The sequence below is a fragment of the Citrobacter sedlakii genome (genome assembly GCF_018128425.1).
GTDB classification, from domain to species: domain Bacteria; phylum Pseudomonadota; class Gammaproteobacteria; order Enterobacterales; family Enterobacteriaceae; genus Citrobacter_A; species Citrobacter_A sedlakii.
Genome location: NZ_CP071070.1, coordinates 1,622,291 through 1,636,787, shown reverse-complemented (window position 1 = coordinate 1,636,787; position 14,497 = coordinate 1,622,291). Strand labels below are relative to the sequence as shown.

Annotated in this window: 13 protein-coding genes; 2 read left to right on the top strand and 11 right to left on the bottom strand. The window is 57.4% G+C overall.

The window, feature by feature from the left end; translation table 11 throughout:
* Positions 1-7: 7 nt before the first annotated feature.
* The 6 genes from napB to napF are packed head-to-tail and all read right to left on the bottom strand — an operon-like array spanning position 8 to position 5,233.
* Positions 8-457, bottom strand: a complete 450-nt coding sequence (gene napB / locus JY391_RS07750; protein ID WP_042290535.1) for a nitrate reductase cytochrome c-type subunit — start codon at positions 455-457, stop codon at positions 8-10.
* A complete protein-coding gene (gene napH, locus JY391_RS07745; protein ID WP_181822861.1) occupies positions 454-1,317 on the bottom strand; it encodes a quinol dehydrogenase ferredoxin subunit NapH in 864 nt (287 codons plus the stop codon). Before napH ends, napB begins: the two co-directional genes overlap by 4 nt.
* Positions 1,304-1,999, bottom strand: a complete 696-nt coding sequence (napG, locus tag JY391_RS07740) for a ferredoxin-type protein NapG (protein ID WP_060570143.1) — start codon at positions 1,997-1,999, stop codon at positions 1,304-1,306. The genes napH and napG overlap by 14 nt, the downstream gene beginning before the upstream one ends.
* 6 nt (positions 2,000-2,005) lie before the next feature.
* Complete coding sequence (gene napA / locus JY391_RS07735; protein ID WP_211935500.1) at positions 2,006-4,492, bottom strand: nitrate reductase catalytic subunit NapA; 2,487 nt, start codon at positions 4,490-4,492, stop codon at positions 2,006-2,008.
* Positions 4,489-4,752, bottom strand: a complete 264-nt coding sequence (napD, locus tag JY391_RS07730) for a chaperone NapD (RefSeq protein ID WP_042290545.1) — start codon at positions 4,750-4,752, stop codon at positions 4,489-4,491. The genes napA and napD overlap by 4 nt, the downstream gene beginning before the upstream one ends.
* Positions 4,742-5,233: a ferredoxin-type protein NapF gene (gene napF / locus JY391_RS07725; protein WP_042290548.1), complete on the bottom strand. Its 492-nt coding sequence runs from the start codon at positions 5,231-5,233 to the stop codon at positions 4,742-4,744. Before napF ends, napD begins: the two co-directional genes overlap by 11 nt.
* Before the next feature lie 412 nt (positions 5,234-5,645).
* On the opposite strand from napF, the gene eco reads away from it, so the two are divergent.
* Positions 5,646-6,143 carry a serine protease inhibitor ecotin gene (gene eco, locus JY391_RS07720; protein ID WP_200034560.1) on the top strand — a complete coding sequence of 166 codons (498 nt, stop codon included), beginning with the start codon at positions 5,646-5,648 and terminating at the stop codon, positions 6,141-6,143.
* Between the two features lie 91 nt (positions 6,144-6,234).
* Here the strand turns inward: eco and mqo are convergent, their stop codons facing one another.
* Positions 6,235-7,896, bottom strand: a complete 1,662-nt coding sequence (gene mqo, locus JY391_RS07715; RefSeq protein ID WP_211935499.1) for a malate dehydrogenase (quinone) — start codon at positions 7,894-7,896, stop codon at positions 6,235-6,237.
* Between the two features lie 275 nt (positions 7,897-8,171).
* Between mqo and JY391_RS07710 the strand changes: the two genes are divergently transcribed.
* Positions 8,172-9,416 carry a SulP family inorganic anion transporter gene (locus JY391_RS07710; RefSeq protein WP_060570140.1) on the top strand — a complete coding sequence of 415 codons (1,245 nt, stop codon included), beginning with the start codon at positions 8,172-8,174 and terminating at the stop codon, positions 9,414-9,416.
* Here the strand turns inward: JY391_RS07710 and mgtE are convergent.
* From mgtE to ada, 4 genes are all read right to left on the bottom strand, one after another.
* On the bottom strand, positions 9,379-10,815 hold the full coding sequence (gene mgtE / locus JY391_RS07705; protein WP_042290555.1) for a magnesium transporter: 1,437 nt from the start codon (positions 10,813-10,815) through the stop codon (positions 9,379-9,381). The genes JY391_RS07710 and mgtE overlap by 38 nt on opposite strands.
* A 151-nt stretch (positions 10,816-10,966) precedes the next feature.
* Complete coding sequence (locus JY391_RS07700) at positions 10,967-12,610, bottom strand: multidrug ABC transporter permease/ATP-binding protein (protein WP_211935498.1); 1,644 nt, start codon at positions 12,608-12,610, stop codon at positions 10,967-10,969.
* Between the two features lie 75 nt (positions 12,611-12,685).
* A complete protein-coding gene (gene alkB / locus JY391_RS07695) occupies positions 12,686-13,336 on the bottom strand; it encodes a DNA oxidative demethylase AlkB (RefSeq protein WP_211935497.1) in 651 nt (216 codons plus the stop codon).
* Positions 13,336-14,400 carry a bifunctional DNA-binding transcriptional regulator/O6-methylguanine-DNA methyltransferase Ada gene (gene ada, locus JY391_RS07690; protein ID WP_060570138.1) on the bottom strand — a complete coding sequence of 355 codons (1,065 nt, stop codon included), beginning with the start codon at positions 14,398-14,400 and terminating at the stop codon, positions 13,336-13,338. The genes alkB and ada overlap by 1 nt, the downstream gene beginning before the upstream one ends.
* Positions 14,401-14,497 lie beyond the last annotated feature (97 nt).

Genomic DNA, 14,497 nt, shown 5'->3' with positions numbered 1-14,497 from the left:
CGACCTCTTATTTTCCGTAACCTTTGGATGGCGTAAAGCTGTTGCCAACAATCGGCGCGGCATCGGCCTGCGGGACGTGACACTGCAAGCAGAAATAACGACGCGGCGCCACTTCCGCCAGCACTTTACCGTCGCTGTCCATAAAGTGCGTCGGGCTGATGCGCGGCGCGCCAGTGGTGCGATAGCTTTCTACGCCGTGGCATTGCAGACAGCGGTTAGTGTTAGTGGTCACCTGATAACCCTCGACGCTATGGGGAATCATCGGCGGCTGGTTGACATAATTCAGCGGCATACGCTCCTGCTCTTTCGGCATGCGAATCGCCCCTTCCTGCGTACCGGACACTTCCGGCGACTGGCTAAAATCCACTCCGTTTGCCGCCCAGACCGCGCCGCTGACTACCAGGGCAAGCAGGGCCGTCCATTGACACAGCGCTTTCTTCAGGTCATGGCTTTTCATGATTTCGCTCCCGAACTCCATCGTGTAGTTATTGTAAATACATCCTCAGAACAGACATCCACGCAGCGACCGCAGGTCATGCAATCGCGACTGGTGACCTGCACCGGGCTTTGCTCATCCAGCACCGGGGCACGTAGCACATGCGGTTCCGGGCAAACATGAAAACAGTCCATACAGCGGTTACATTTCTGTCGGTCAGTCGCCGCAACGGTTAATGCGCCTTTGCTACCCAGTACGCCATACAGCGCGCCTAAAGGACAGAGATGTCCGCACCAGCCGTGTTCAACGACCAGTAAATCAAACAAAAACAGAGCGATAATCAGCAGTGCGCCGCTACCAAAGCCCATCACCAGGCTACGCCCCATCAGGGAGACGGGGTTGATCCATTCCCACAGCAGCGTTCCGGTCAGGGCCGATCCAACCAGGACCACAACCAGCAGCACGTACCGTATATGACGCGGCAGCGTTGCGGACTGATTCAGGTCAAATCTTCTGCGCAGCCAGGCCGCAAAATCGGTCACGGGATTCAGCGGACAGACCCAACTGCAAAACAATCGCTTTCCTGCCAGGGCGTACAGCAGGGCAATAATCACCGCCCCGGTCAGCGCCAGCGCTGCGGGCAGATGACCGCTCGCCAGGCTTTGCAGGGTCATCAGCGGATCGGTCAGCGGGATGGTGTCCAGCAACAGGCTACCGGAGTAGTTGCCATGCAGGATCCACACCCCAAACCACGGTCCGCTAAGAAACATGCCCAGCACCGCAAACTGGCTGAGGCGGCGAAGCACCAGCCAACGGTGACTGCGCCACCAGCCTTTTTTCGCCAGCGCTTCGCGCCCGGCGTCACGTTTACGATTTGCCATCGTTCCCCTCCAGCCAACCGAAGCGGTAATGGTGGCCTAACTCCCCTTTCGCCAACGACAGCGGCAGCACCTTGATGGCGGGCTGTTCCAGGACGCAGACTTTTTCGCACTTACCGCAGCCGGTACAGGCGTCGCTGTGAACGGTGGGAAGAAATCGCGCATGCTTGCCGGTACGCATATTGCGATCCAGCTCCAGCGTGATGGCCTCGTCGATTTTCGGGCACTCGCGATAACAGACGTCGCAACGCAGTCCCTGAAAGTTCAGGCAGTTTTCCTGATCCAACAGCACCGCCAGCCCCATGCGCGAGTCATCAATGGATTCGATGTCTTTATCCAGCGCTCCACTGGGGCAGACCCTGGCGCACGGAATGTCTTCGCACATTTCGCAGGGAATATCGCGGGCAACAAAATAGGGTGTTCCCGCCGACAAACCCGACGCCAGCGTCGCCAGCTTTAAGGTGTCGTACGGACACGCCTGTACGCACTGCCCGCAGCGCACGCAGGCGCTGGCGAACGCGTTTTCGCTCAGCGCGCCGGGCGGGCGCAGCCGCACGCCTGTGGCTCGCGCGGTCTGCTGTTGCAGCCCCAGCGCCACGCCTACAGCTGCCAGCCCGCCCGCTGTGCGAACCACGTCGCGCAGAAAGCGGCGGCGGCCATTTTGCGGTTTCGCTGACCGGGACATGATGGCTTACACCTTCGCCAGTTTCACGGCGCACTTCTTGAAATCCGTCTCTTTAGAGAGCGGATCCGTCGCATCCAGCGTCAGGTTGTTCACCAGCTGCGCGGCGTCGAAGAACGGCATGTACACCAGCCCCTGCGGCGGACGGTTACGTCCACGGGTTTCGACAATCGAAACAACCTCGCCACGACGGGAGATCACCTTCACTTTGTCGCCACGACGCAGATCGCGGGCTTTCGCATCCAACGGATGGATAAACAGCACCGCTTCCGGGAACGCGCGGTGCAATTCCGGCACGCGGCGGGTCATACTGCCGGTATGCCAGTGCTCCAGTACGCGGCCGGTTGAGAGCCACAGGTCATAGTCTTTGTCAGGCGATTCGGCGGCTGGCTCAAACGGCAGCGCGAAGATCACCGCTTTGCCGTCTGGCTTGCCATAGAATTTGTAGCCCTCGCCCGCCTTCACGTACGGGTCATGGCCTTCGCTGTAGCGCCACTGCGTCTCTTTGCCGTCCACTACCGGCCAGCGCAGCCCCCGCGCCTTGTGATAATCGTCGAATGGGGCAAGATCGTGACCGTGACCGCGTCCAAACCACGCGTATTCTTCGAACAGCCCTTTTTGCAGATAGAAGCCCAGCTCGCGGGACTCATCGTTAAGCTGATCCTCTTTCAGCTCCGCCACCGGGAACTTCGTGACCGCCGGGGTGGCAAACAGCACGTCGTACAGCGTTTTACCGCGCAGTTCCGGTTTCTTCGCCAGCAGTTCTTCCGGCCACACCTCCTCGGTTTTGAAACGGCGCGAGAACTGCACCAGTTGCCACAGGTCGGATTTGGCCTCTCCCGGCGCTTTAATTTGCTGACGCCAGAACTGGGTGCGACGCTCGGCGTTGCCGTAAGCCCCCTCTTTTTCCACCCACATCGCAGTGGGCAGGATCAGGTCGGCGGCCAGCGCACTGACGGTCGGATACGGATCGGAGACAATGATAAAGTTGCGCGGATCGCGCCAGCCAGGCATACGCTCTTCATTGATGTTCGGACCGGCCTGCATATTGTTGGTACACATTGTCCAGTAGACGTTAAGCTTACCGTCTTTCAACGCCCGGTCCTGAGCGACAGCGTGAAGCCCCACCTTCGCCGGAATCGTCCCCGCCGGGATATTCCAGTGCTTCTCACAGATATCGCGGTGTTTTTCGTTGGTCACCACCATGTCCGCCGGCAGACGGTGGGAGAACGTCCCCACTTCACGCGCGGTGCCGCAGGCGGAAGGCTGACCGGTCAGCGAGAACGGTCCGCAACCCGGCTGGGCGATTTTGCCGGTCAACAGGTGAATGTTGTACACCAGGTTGTTGGCCCATACGCCGCGGGTATGCTGGTTGAAGCCCATCGTCCAGTAGGAGATCACTTTTTTATTCGGATCGGCATACAGCTGCGCCAGTTTTTCCAGCTGATCTTTGGGCACGCCGGTCATTTCGGCGGTCTTGTCCAGCGTGTATTCAGCGACAAAGGCTTTGTAATCTTCAAAGCTCATCGGCTCAGAGGCGTCGGAGCCGGGGTTCTTCGCCGCTTTCTCCAGCGGATGGGTCGGACGCAGGCCGTAACCAATATCGGTCACCCCTTTGCGCACGTTGACGTGTTTACTGAAGAAATCCTGGTTAATCGCGTTGTTCTGAATGATGTAGTTCGCGATGTAGTTGAGGATCACCAGGTCAGTCTGCGGGGTGAAGATCATGCCATTGTCCGCCAGCTCAAAGCTACGATGCTGGAAGGTGGACAGTACGGCGACGGTCACGTTCGGATCGGACAGACGGCGGTTGGTGATGCGTGACCAGAGGATCGGGTGCATCTCCGCCATGTTGGCGCCCCACAGCACGAAAGCGTCGGTGTGCTCAATGTCGTCATAGCAGCCCATCGGTTCGTCCATCCCGAAGGTACGCATAAACCCTACCACCGCCGACGCCATACAATGGCGGGCGTTTGGATCGATGTTGTTTGAACGGAAACCGGCTTTAAACAGTTTCGCCGCAGCGTAGCCTTCCCAGATGGTCCACTGACCGGAACCAAACATACCGATAGACTCCGGGCCTTTCTCTTTCAGTGAGGCTTTGAATTTCTCTTCCATCACGTCGAAAGCCTGATCCCAGCTGATCGGCGTAAATTCGCCGTCTTTGCTGTATTTTCCGTCTTTCATGCGCAGCAACGGCTGCGTTAAACGATCATCGCCGTACATGATTTTGGGCAGAAAGTAGCCCTTGATGCAGTTCAGACCACGGTTAACCGGCGCGTCCGGGTCGCCCTGACAGGCGACGATACGCCCCTGCTGGGTTCCCACCAGAACGCCACAGCCCGTACCGCAAAAACGGCAGGGCGCTTTATCCCATTTAATGGCTTCCTGCTGACCCACAACTGCGCGGGCGACGCCCGGCACGCTTAGCCCGGCAGCCGCCGCAGCGGCCGCAACGGCGTTAGCTTTCATAAAGCTACGACGACTGAGTTTCATGGTGTTTCCTCACCTTGCTCTTCCTGCTGGTGATAAACCAGCGACACCGCCAGCACGCCCGCAACGTTGCGTACCGACTCAATTGTTTGCATCAGCGTTTCACTGTGTTCTGCTTCGACGACCACAATCAGCTGACCGCTTTCGGTGTCACTGACCGCCACTTCGCAACCCGAAAAGGCGTTCACCCGCGCGCTGATATCCTGTAAATGTTCGCCTTTGGCCTGAACAATCAGGCTGCAGACCTGCCAGTTAGTGTGCATGGTTGTACTCCGCGGTAATGGCTGACACCGGACAACTGGCGGCACACGCGCCGCATCCGTTACAGGCCAGATTGTCGAGCTGCGGTTGATATATGCCGGACAGCGTCGGGCGAAAGGTAATCGCCTGAGGCTCGCAGCTATCCTGACAGCGGCGGCATTCTACCGACTGGTACGCCAGACAGCCTTGCCCGAGAGTGAAAATCAGATCCCATGCCCTGGTGTGGCGCGGAAGAAAGAGAGATTCGGGGCAGGCCTGCGCGCACGCATAGCAGAAGCTGCATTCGTTTTGTTTGAAATTAACGCTCGGATAGCCGCCCGCGCCGCGTTGCAGGACGTCGTTTTCACACGCCTGGACACAGGCATCGCAGCGGGTGCAATGAGACAGAAAATGAGATTCTTCCCTGCTCCACGGCGGACGGATCCCGCTATTGGCGCTGCGCCAACTGCCTGTCAGTATGCCTCGACGGGATAGATCAACCATGGCATCGCCCTTCCATAAACGACGCTCCCCCAGGCGGGGTGAACGACAATAAAAACCGCATTACAACTACGTCATTATTATGTTGGCTAAGATATTAAAGGATGTGTCAGAGGTGCATACCCCAATCGGGGTAAAACAGGTGGTCGGATCAAAAGAGTGTTAAAGAAGCTTGTCAGAATGTGCTTCTGCGCACAAATCAAAGGGTTATATAATACTTTATACAGCAACAATTCATGATAGCGATTTATCTTATACACATTAAATTATTCAGAATAAATCACCATCCTAAAACCCAACAAAGAGTTAATACACTTTAAAAATACGTAAATCTGAAGTTATTGATTAAAGAAATGTGTTAGCCTGACCATAAAACCGTTCATAAGACATAAAAGGAACTCCTGTGAACTCAAAAATGAAGACAATGGTCCCTGCCGTTCTGTTCGCTGCCTTCGCCAGTACCGCCACCTGGGCGGCCTCAACGGAGAGCAGCCCACAGCCACTGGAAAAAATCGCGCCGTATCCACAGGCGGAAAAAGGCATGAAGCGCCAGGTGATTCAGCTACCCCATCAGGAAGACGAATCTACCCTGAAAGTGGAACTGCTGATTGGCCAGACGCTGGAAGTCGACTGCAATCAGCACCGCCTGGGCGGCGAACTGGACAGCAAGACGCTGGAAGGCTGGGGCTATGACTATTATGTGTTTGATAAACTCACCTCGCCGGTTTCCACTATGATGGCCTGCCCGGACGGTAAGAAAGAGAAAAAATTTGTTACCGCTTATCTGGGCGACGACGGGATGCTGCGCTATAACAGCAAACTGCCGATCGTGGTGTATACCCCGGCGAACGTCGACGTGAAGTACCGTATCTGGAAAGCGGAAGAGAAAATTCAGGATGCGGTAGCGCGTTAAGGCACGGTTTATCGGCTGGCGGCACCGCCTTATCCGGCCTACGGATTTTCGTTGCAGGCCGGATGAGCGCAGCGCCAACCGCGACTCGGGATTAAAGCGCGATATCCGCCACTTCTTTACGCACGGGCTGCGGTTGCGCCTGCGGTTTTAGCTGGGGTTTCGGCGCGACGTCCGCGGCCTGCGGCGTATCGTATTTCAGACCAAGCACTTCGCTGGTGTACTGCAATTCCTGCTCCGTTGCCGCCACATTTCCGTTCAGTTTCGTGCCATAAGACGGAATAATCGTCTTCAGCTTCGCCTGCCATTCCGGAGTCGCCACCTTGTCTTTAAATACCGTTTCCATCAGGTGCAGCATGATCGGTGCTGCGGTGGAGGCGCCCGGCGATGCGCCTAACAGCGCCGCAACGGTTCCTTCTTTATCGCTCACCACTTCGGTGCCCAGACGCAGTACGCCACCTTTGTCTTCATCACGCTTGATGATCTGCACGCGCTGGCCCGCCTGCCACAGACGCCAGTCTTCTTTTTTAGCCTGCGGATAATACGCTTTTAGTGCCTCAAAACGATCGTCGTCGCTCAGCATCACTTGGCTAATCAGGTATTTCACCAGATCGAAGTTATCCATTCCAACGTTCACCATCGGCATAAAGTTCGAGGTGGTGGTGGAGCTTAGCAGATCCCACAGCGAGCCGTTTTTCAGGAATTTTGTCGAGAAAGTGGCGAACGGCCCGAACAGCACCACGCGCTTACCGTCCAGCACGCGGGTATCGATATGCGGGACGGACATCGGCGGTGCGCCAACGGAAGCCTGACCGTATACTTTCGCCAGGTGGCGATTCACCACGTCCGGATTCTCCGCAACCAGGAACTGGCCGCCCACCGGGAAACCAGCATAGTCTTTAGCTTCAGGAATACCTGTTTCCTGCAGCAGCTTCAGCGCCGCACCGCCTGCGCCAATAAAGACAAACTTCGCTTTAATCTGATGTTCCGCTTCACCCTTATTCAGATCCGCGACGGTAACCGTCCAGGTGTTGTCGCTGTTGCGTTTAAAGCCGCGCACTTCTGTATTCAGCTCCAGCGCAAAGTTAGGCTTTTCCTGCAGCGAGGCCACCAGCTGTCGCGTGATTTCACCATAGTTGACGTCCGTACCAATTTCGGTACGCGTGGCGGCCACTTTCTGGTTCGGGTCACGCCCTTCCATCACCAGCGGCGCCCACTCTTTAATCTGCGCATGATCTTCGGAATAGCGCATTCCACGGAACAGCGTGCTCTGCTGTAGCGCGGCGTAGCGGGCACGCAGGAAGTTGACGTTCTCATCTCCCCAGACAAAGCTCATGTGCGGGACGGTGGTGATAAAGGAGCGCGGATCGTGCAGAACGTTGTTCTTCACCTGATGCGCCCAGAACTGACGGGAAATCTGGAAGGCTTCATTAATTTCAACTGCCTTTTCGGTACTGATGCTGCCGTCGGCTTTCTTAGGCGTATAGTTCAACTCCATCAGCGCCGAGTGCCCGGTGCCGGCGTTATTCCAGCCGTTCGAGCTTTCCTGCGCCACGCCGTCAAGGCGTTCCACCATGGTCATCGACCAGTCAGGTTCCAGTTCTTGCAGATAGGTTCCTAATGTGGCGCTCATGATGCCGCCGCCAATCAGCAGCACGTCCGTTTCCTGCTCTTCCGTCGCTTTCGCTTTTGCCGCCATAGAGACAGCATTCAGCCCCACGGCCATTGAGAAGAGCATGGCAGTCACTTTTTTCATATTGTAATGCCTTACTTTTAGTATCGTTTTTTTGCTTTTTGCAGGTGAAAATCGAGCGGCATCAACGTTAACATTTCAACAATAAGATTTAAATATTGTTTATAAATTATATTAAGATTTTAAAGATGTTATTAATACGTTGATTTTTTATAAGGATATTCACAAGATTTTCTGGAAACTCGCGCGCCAGGCAGGTACTATGCGACGCTTTGTTTCCATCGCACGGACGCCAGTCGGTCTGCTGTTATCAGGCCATTTCCGACCTGAGAGTATTTATGTCTGTAACCCCTTCTTCTGCCGTCGCGGCAGACAACACCGTCAGCGGTGTCATGCGCTCGCCACGCCTGCTGGCGCGCGAAACGCTGGCGGGCGTGATCACCGCGCTGGCGCTGATCCCCGAAGTGATTTCCTTTTCCGTTATCGCTGGCGTTGATCCGAAAGTCAGCCTGATCGCCTCGGTGGTGCTGTGCCTGGCGATGTCGGTACTCGGCGGTCGTCCGGCGATGGTAACCGCCGCCGCAGGCTCCGTGGCGCTGGTAATTGGTCCGATGGTGCATCAGCACGGCGTGGGATACATCCTGCCTGCGGTCATTCTGGCCGGGTTGATTCAAATCCTGTTCGGCGTGACCGGTATGGCGCGTCTGATGCGCTTTATCCCCTCTGCGGTGATGACCGGCTTTGTCAACGCCCTCGGTATTTTAATTTTCTTCGCCCAGGTTCCCCATTTCTGGAGTAAAAGCCCGTTAATCTGGGGATTGTTTGCCCTGACACTGTTGATCGTGCTGTGGGCGCCGCGGTTTATCAAAAGCGTTCCCGCGCCGCTGATCGCCATTGTGTTATTGACGGTGTTTACGGTGACCACCGGTCAGATCCTGCCGACAGTGGGCGATGAAGGCTCAATGAGCGGCGGACTCCCCGGACTGACGCAACTGCGGGTGCCGCTGAATCTGGATACGCTGACCATTATCTGGCCGTGCGCGCTGAGCATCGCGTTTGTCGGTCTGATGGAGTCGCTGCTGACCGCGAAGCTGGTCGACGACCTGACGGTCACGCCGTCAAACAAAAATCGCGAAAGCGCCGGTCTGGGCATCGCCAATATCTGCGCCGGTTTTTACGGCGGGATCGCAGGCTGCGCGATGATCGGCCAGACCATCGTCAACGTTGAGATGGGGAAAGGACGCAGCCGCGTATCGACTTTCGCCGCGGGTGTGGTGTTGCTTCTGCTGGTTACGGCTCTGAGCGAGGTGATGGCAAAAATCCCCATGTCGGTGCTGGCGGGGATCATGGTGATTGTGGCGGTAAAAACCTTTAGCTGGCACAGCATTCAGCCCAGCACGCTGTCAACTCTGCCCGTCACAGAAACGCTGGTGATGCTGGTCACCGTGGGCGCAACGGTTTCTACCGACAACCTGGCGATTGGCGTGGTTGCCGGTGTGCTGGCGATGGGCCTGTTTCCGCGCGTTATCAGAAGTAAAAAACGCGCTACAGAAGAAACAGCGTCGCCAGCCCAAGAAAAATAAAGAAGCCGCCGGTATCGGTAATCGCGGTAATCATGACGCTCGAGCCGACCGCCGGGTCGCGCCCGAGCCTGACCATCGTCATAGGGATGATGACCCCCATCAGCGCCGCCACCAGCAGGTTGAGCACCATCGCCAGGGTCATCACGCCGCCGAGCGCCATGTCGTCATACAACCACCAGGTGATGCCGCCCATAATCCCGCCCCAGACGAGACCATTCACCAGCGCGACGCCCATTTCACGCAGGATCAAAAAGCTCAGGTTACCGGGCTGAATGTTCTGCAACGCCAGCGCGCGGACGATCATGGTGATGGTCTGATTGCCGGTATTACCGCCTATCCCGGCAACGATAGGCATCAGCGAGGCCAGCGCCACCAGCTGCGAGATGGTATGTTCAAACCCATCGATGACCCGCGAGGCGATGAACGCCGTACAGAGGTTGACAGCCAACCACGCCCAGCGCGTTTTTACCGCTTTCGGCACTGGGGCAAAGACGTCTTCCTCGGCGCTCAGCCCCCCCATCCGCCGGAGATCGCTGTCGGTTTCTTCGTACACCACATCGACGATCTCATCAATGGTTAAACGCCCCATCAGCTTGCCGGCGGGATCCACCACCGCCGCGCTGACCAGGTTGTCACGTTCAAACGTGCGCGCCGCGTTTTCCGCGATATCTTCCGGCTCAAAGGTCAGGGGATCGTTATCCATGACCTCGCTGACCTGGCGCTGTACGTCGTTGAGTAAAATGCAGGTCAGGGACAACTCCCCAACCAGCGTTTTATCGCGACGGGTGACGAACAGTTTGTCGGTGTTCTCAGGCATCTTGCCCAGCCGACGCAAATAACGCTGCACCGCCTGCAGAGTCACGTCGGGACGCACGGTAATGACCTCGAACTCCATGATCGCGCCGACGCGGTTCTTTTCGTAATGCATCACCTGGCGCACGCGGGCGCGCTCGTCCGCCGGTAATGACGCCAGCAGTCGTCCGGTCAGGTTTCTCGGCAGGTGCTGCACCAGATAGATCTGTTCGTCAATGTCCAGATATTGCAGGGCATCGAGCAGTTCCCTGTCGGTCATTTCGTCGATCAGGTCATCCCAGACGCTTTCCGACGCTTCTAGCAGCACGTAACCGCGCTTTGCCTTATCAACCAGGTGCCACAGCGCGTGGCGTTCCTCTGATGGCAGCGCTTCAAGGGTATCCGCCAAATCCGGCGGCGGCAGATGGGCGACCAGAGCGCCTACCTCAGCAATATCGTCGGCAAGCGTACCGACATCATATTGCTCAGCCAGGGTGAGTTTGCCCAGTAAGGTGGAAACGACCGCTTTGTCGGTCGTGAGAAGCCAGATCAGGCGCGCACGTTCTTCATCGCGCAGCCTTGCGCTGTTTTTGGTTTTTACAGACATTAATCATAAATCCATGATACGAGTTGCCATTAAGCATGGTGCGAGATGATGTAAATAACAATAAACGGCATTAGCGGACGGATAAAAAAACGGCAGGCGACAATCCGCTCACCCGACGTGCGCAGGGCCATCGGGCGAACGGTTGTCAGCTTCAGGCGGTACGCGCCACCGCATCACGCGACGCAGCGTCGCGCTCATCGCCCACCAGCTCGCTCAGTTGACCGTTACGCATTTCCAGCAGGCGGTCGGCGTGTACAAAGTAGTGATCGTCGTGGCTAATGGCGAAAATGGTTTTCCCCATCTCCTGCATCAGCGGCAGCAGCACCTGATAAAATTCGCGGCGAAAGTGCGGGTCCTGGTCAGCCGCCCATTCATCAAGCAGAATGATGTCCCGCTCTTCCGCCAGCGCCAGCAGCAGCGCCACGCGCTTTTTTTGCCCTTTTGACAGTTTAAGATTCAGGATCCGCCCGTCGCGCAGTTCCAGCTTGTGCGCCATTTTCAGGTGCGCGAGCCACTTCTCAACCAGCGCCGGATCTGCCGGTTTGCCTTCCGGACCAAGCAGTTGATCAAACAACCAGACGTCAGTAAATACCGCCGAAAACAGCTTACGGTAATCTTCCGGTTTCTCTGCGGATAGTGGCTTGCCGTCGAGCAGAATTTCGCCGGACTGCGGCTGGTACAGCCCCGTCAGCAACATCGCCAGCGTCGACTTGCCGCTGCCGTTACCGCCGATCAAAAACAGCAGTTCGCCGCGATGAAGGGTAAGGTTCACTGGCCCCACGGCAAAGGCGTTGTCCTGATAGTGAAAGGTGACGTCGCGCAGTTCGAGGGTTTTCCAGTCCGCGAACGCCTGCGGACGGGGAAATTCCGCTCTGAACGGCGCCAGCGCGAATGTGTTCAGCTTGTTAAAGGCCACCTGAGCCGTCAGCAGCGTCGGCAATGCCCCTACCGCCGACAGCAGCGGCGTACGCAGGAACAGCAGCGTCAGCGAATACGTGGCCGCGACGTTGGTATCCGCCCAGCCAAGACTATTCGCCATCCAGAACACCAGGCCAATGGCGCCGAGCATCATAATATTCGACCAGTTCACTGCACTCAGATGGAACGTATCGGCGCGAATAATATGGTGGCGATACTCCCGCGCGTCCGGCACGTACAGATGATTAAAGATCTGTTCGGCCCGCTCGCGGTTGAGGGTCAGCTCCTTGCGCCCTTCCAGCACCGTCTGATAGTCGTTGTACAGCTTATCTTCCGTCTCACGCAGCGTCGCCATATGTCGGTAGACCCGCGCAACAAGCACGAATCCGCCCCAGATGGTGATCGCCATCCAGATTGCGGTCACCAGCAGCATTTTGGTCGACAGCGTTGCCAGATATGCCGCGGACCCCACGGTGAGGATAATCCCCTGTACCAGCTCCGGCAGACGCACAAAAGCGATAGTAATGTTACGGATATCGCTGGTCAGTCCGGCCAGCAACGACGCGCTACCGAGCTGTTCGATGCGCTCGACGTGGGTATCCAGAATACGCTTGATGAACTCACTGCGCAGACGATAGACAAAGTGATGGCCGAGGGTGGTTAACGCCAGCTGCGAACCCAGCGTTACCGCCATCAGCAACAGTAATAAACCGAGGAATTCCGGTAACACCAGGAGCGACGTATCCGCCGTTTCGATCAGCCGCTGATTAATAAAGGCAATCAGCCCGATACCTAACGCGGCGCTGGCGAGGCTGAGCGCCATCACGCCGATAAATGGCCAGCGATACTGCCGCCAGACAAGAAGAAGGAGTTGCATTAAGACTACCCGGACAAGGAATAACTGCCCGCAGTTTAAACATCTCAACGCGATCGGCAATAATAATTCTTATTTTTATTCTTTTTTACTCGCCTGACGAAAGGTGAGATTGTAGCGGCAGTTTCCGGTTAACGGGTGAAGCCCGTCCTTCAGCGGTTGAATGCCATGATAAAACAGCCGCGATTCGCCCCCCCATACCACCACATCACCATGTTCCAGCATGAGGCGTTTCAGCGGATCGCTGCGCTTCAGGCCGCCGAACTGAAAAATGGCAGGCAGGCCCAGCGACACCGAGACAATCGGCGCGCGCAAATCCGGCTCGTCTTTATCCTGATGCAGCGACAGCTTCGCGCCAGGCGCGTAGCGGTTGATCAGGCAGGCGTCCGGCTGGAAATCCGTATAGCCCGCCGCCGTCGCCGCCCGCCGGCAAAGTTCGACAAACGATGCCGGAAAGGGCGGCCAGGCGTGACCAGTGAGTGGATCAATAGAGGAATAGACATAGCCGCGTCGATCGGTGGTCCAGCCCAGTTGTCCGCAGTTGGTCATCGCCACCGACATGGTGTAACCGCCGGGCGTGACCATCTGGCGAAACGGCGAACGGCTGGCCACCGCGTCGATATCCAGCATTAACCTCTGCGCCGCGCTGAAGGCAAAACGGCGCAGGATTGTTGCGCCGGGCGCCAGCGGCTCCTGCCAGGGTTGTGAATCGGCAAACAGATCGAGCATTATGACTCCTTATCTGATGACTCCCGCCGCAGCAGTTGCGCTTTGCGCGTTACCCCCCAGCGATAGCCCGAAAGCGCGCCATCGCCGCGCACCACCCGATGGCAAGGAATGACGATCGCCAGTTTGTTCGCCCCGCAGGCGCTGGCAACGGCGCGTACTGCTTTCGGTTTGCCGAGCGCGGCGGCCAGTTGCTGATAACTGACCGTTTCACCACAAGGAATGGCGCGCAGCGCCTGCCAGACCTGCTGCTGAAAAGCCGTGCCCTGAATATCCAGCGGCAGCGATAGCGGCACATCGCGCCCGTCAATACTGGCGATCACCTGACGCACACGCTGGTGAAACGCCTCATCAGCCGGTTCGCCGCGCGCCGACGGGAACAGCGCGCGCAGTTCGGCGATCAAACCTGCGTCGTCATCACCCAGCAAGATTGCGCAGATCCCGCGTTCGCTTTCCGCCACCAGGCAGCGCCCCAGCGCGCAGTCTGCAAGCGTATAGCGAACCGTCAGCCGTTCACCGCCGCGGCGAAACTGCGTTGCCGTCATCCCCAGCGCCGTATCGGCGTGACGGTAATAGCTGCTACTGTCAGGGAAACCGGCGTCGAGAATCGCCTGCGTGACGCTCTCCCCTTTGCCCAGCGCGTCGCGTAACCGACGCGCGCGCCAGGCCTGCTGCCAGGCTTTCGGCGTCATGCCGGTGGCGGCCTTGAACAGGCGGTGAAAATGGTACGGGCTCATTGCCACTTGCTGTGCCAGCGCCGCCAGCGTGATGGGGTTATCCTGCTCCAGCAACTGGCAGGCGCGGGTGATGTTATCCAGTCGGTGCTGCCGGGGATGGGCTTTATCCGGCTGACAGCGCTTACAGGGACGAAACCCTGCCGATAACGCGGCCTGCGCATCGGGAAAAAAGCGCACGTTTTTACGCAACGCGTGCTTAGCGCTGCAGGATGGCCGACAAAAAATGCCGGTGGTCTGTACCGCAAAGACAAACTGGCCGTCAGCGGCAGCGCTGCGTGCGAGCACAGCCTGCCAGCATTCATCAGGATTGTTCGACAGATTCGGTTTCATACGGGACTCCTTAAATAAGAGCCTAACCTAAGAGACGTCATTGTGGCAGAGTTTCAACACGGACAGCGCGGAAGAACCGGAGCGTACACGGCGTACG

Excerpts from the sequence above, each read along its gene's own strand:
- napB (WP_042290535.1), bottom strand. The coding sequence starts at position 457 with ATGAAAAGCCATGACCTGAAGAAAGCGCTGTGTCAATGGACGGCCCTG.
- napH (WP_181822861.1), bottom strand. The coding sequence starts at position 1,317 with ATGGCAAATCGTAAACGTGACGCCGGGCGCGAAGCGCTGGCGAAAAAA.
- napG (WP_060570143.1), bottom strand. The coding sequence starts at position 1,999 with ATGTCCCGGTCAGCGAAACCGCAAAATGGCCGCCGCCGCTTTCTGCGC.
- napA (WP_211935500.1), bottom strand. The coding sequence starts at position 4,492 with ATGAAACTCAGTCGTCGTAGCTTTATGAAAGCTAACGCCGTTGCGGCC.
- napD (WP_042290545.1), bottom strand. The coding sequence starts at position 4,752 with ATGCACACTAACTGGCAGGTCTGCAGCCTGATTGTTCAGGCCAAAGGC.
- napF (WP_042290548.1), bottom strand. The coding sequence starts at position 5,233 with ATGGTTGATCTATCCCGTCGAGGCATACTGACAGGCAGTTGGCGCAGC.
- eco (WP_200034560.1), top strand. The coding sequence starts at position 5,646 with ATGAAGACAATGGTCCCTGCCGTTCTGTTCGCTGCCTTCGCCAGTACC.
- mqo (WP_211935499.1), bottom strand. The coding sequence starts at position 7,896 with ATGAAAAAAGTGACTGCCATGCTCTTCTCAATGGCCGTGGGGCTGAAT.
- JY391_RS07710 (WP_060570140.1), top strand. The coding sequence starts at position 8,172 with ATGTCTGTAACCCCTTCTTCTGCCGTCGCGGCAGACAACACCGTCAGC.
- mgtE (WP_042290555.1), bottom strand. The coding sequence starts at position 10,815 with ATGTCTGTAAAAACCAAAAACAGCGCAAGGCTGCGCGATGAAGAACGT.
- JY391_RS07700 (WP_211935498.1), bottom strand. The coding sequence starts at position 12,610 with ATGCAACTCCTTCTTCTTGTCTGGCGGCAGTATCGCTGGCCATTTATC.
- alkB (WP_211935497.1), bottom strand. The coding sequence starts at position 13,336 with ATGCTCGATCTGTTTGCCGATTCACAACCCTGGCAGGAGCCGCTGGCG.
- ada (WP_060570138.1), bottom strand. The coding sequence starts at position 14,400 with ATGAAACCGAATCTGTCGAACAATCCTGATGAATGCTGGCAGGCTGTG.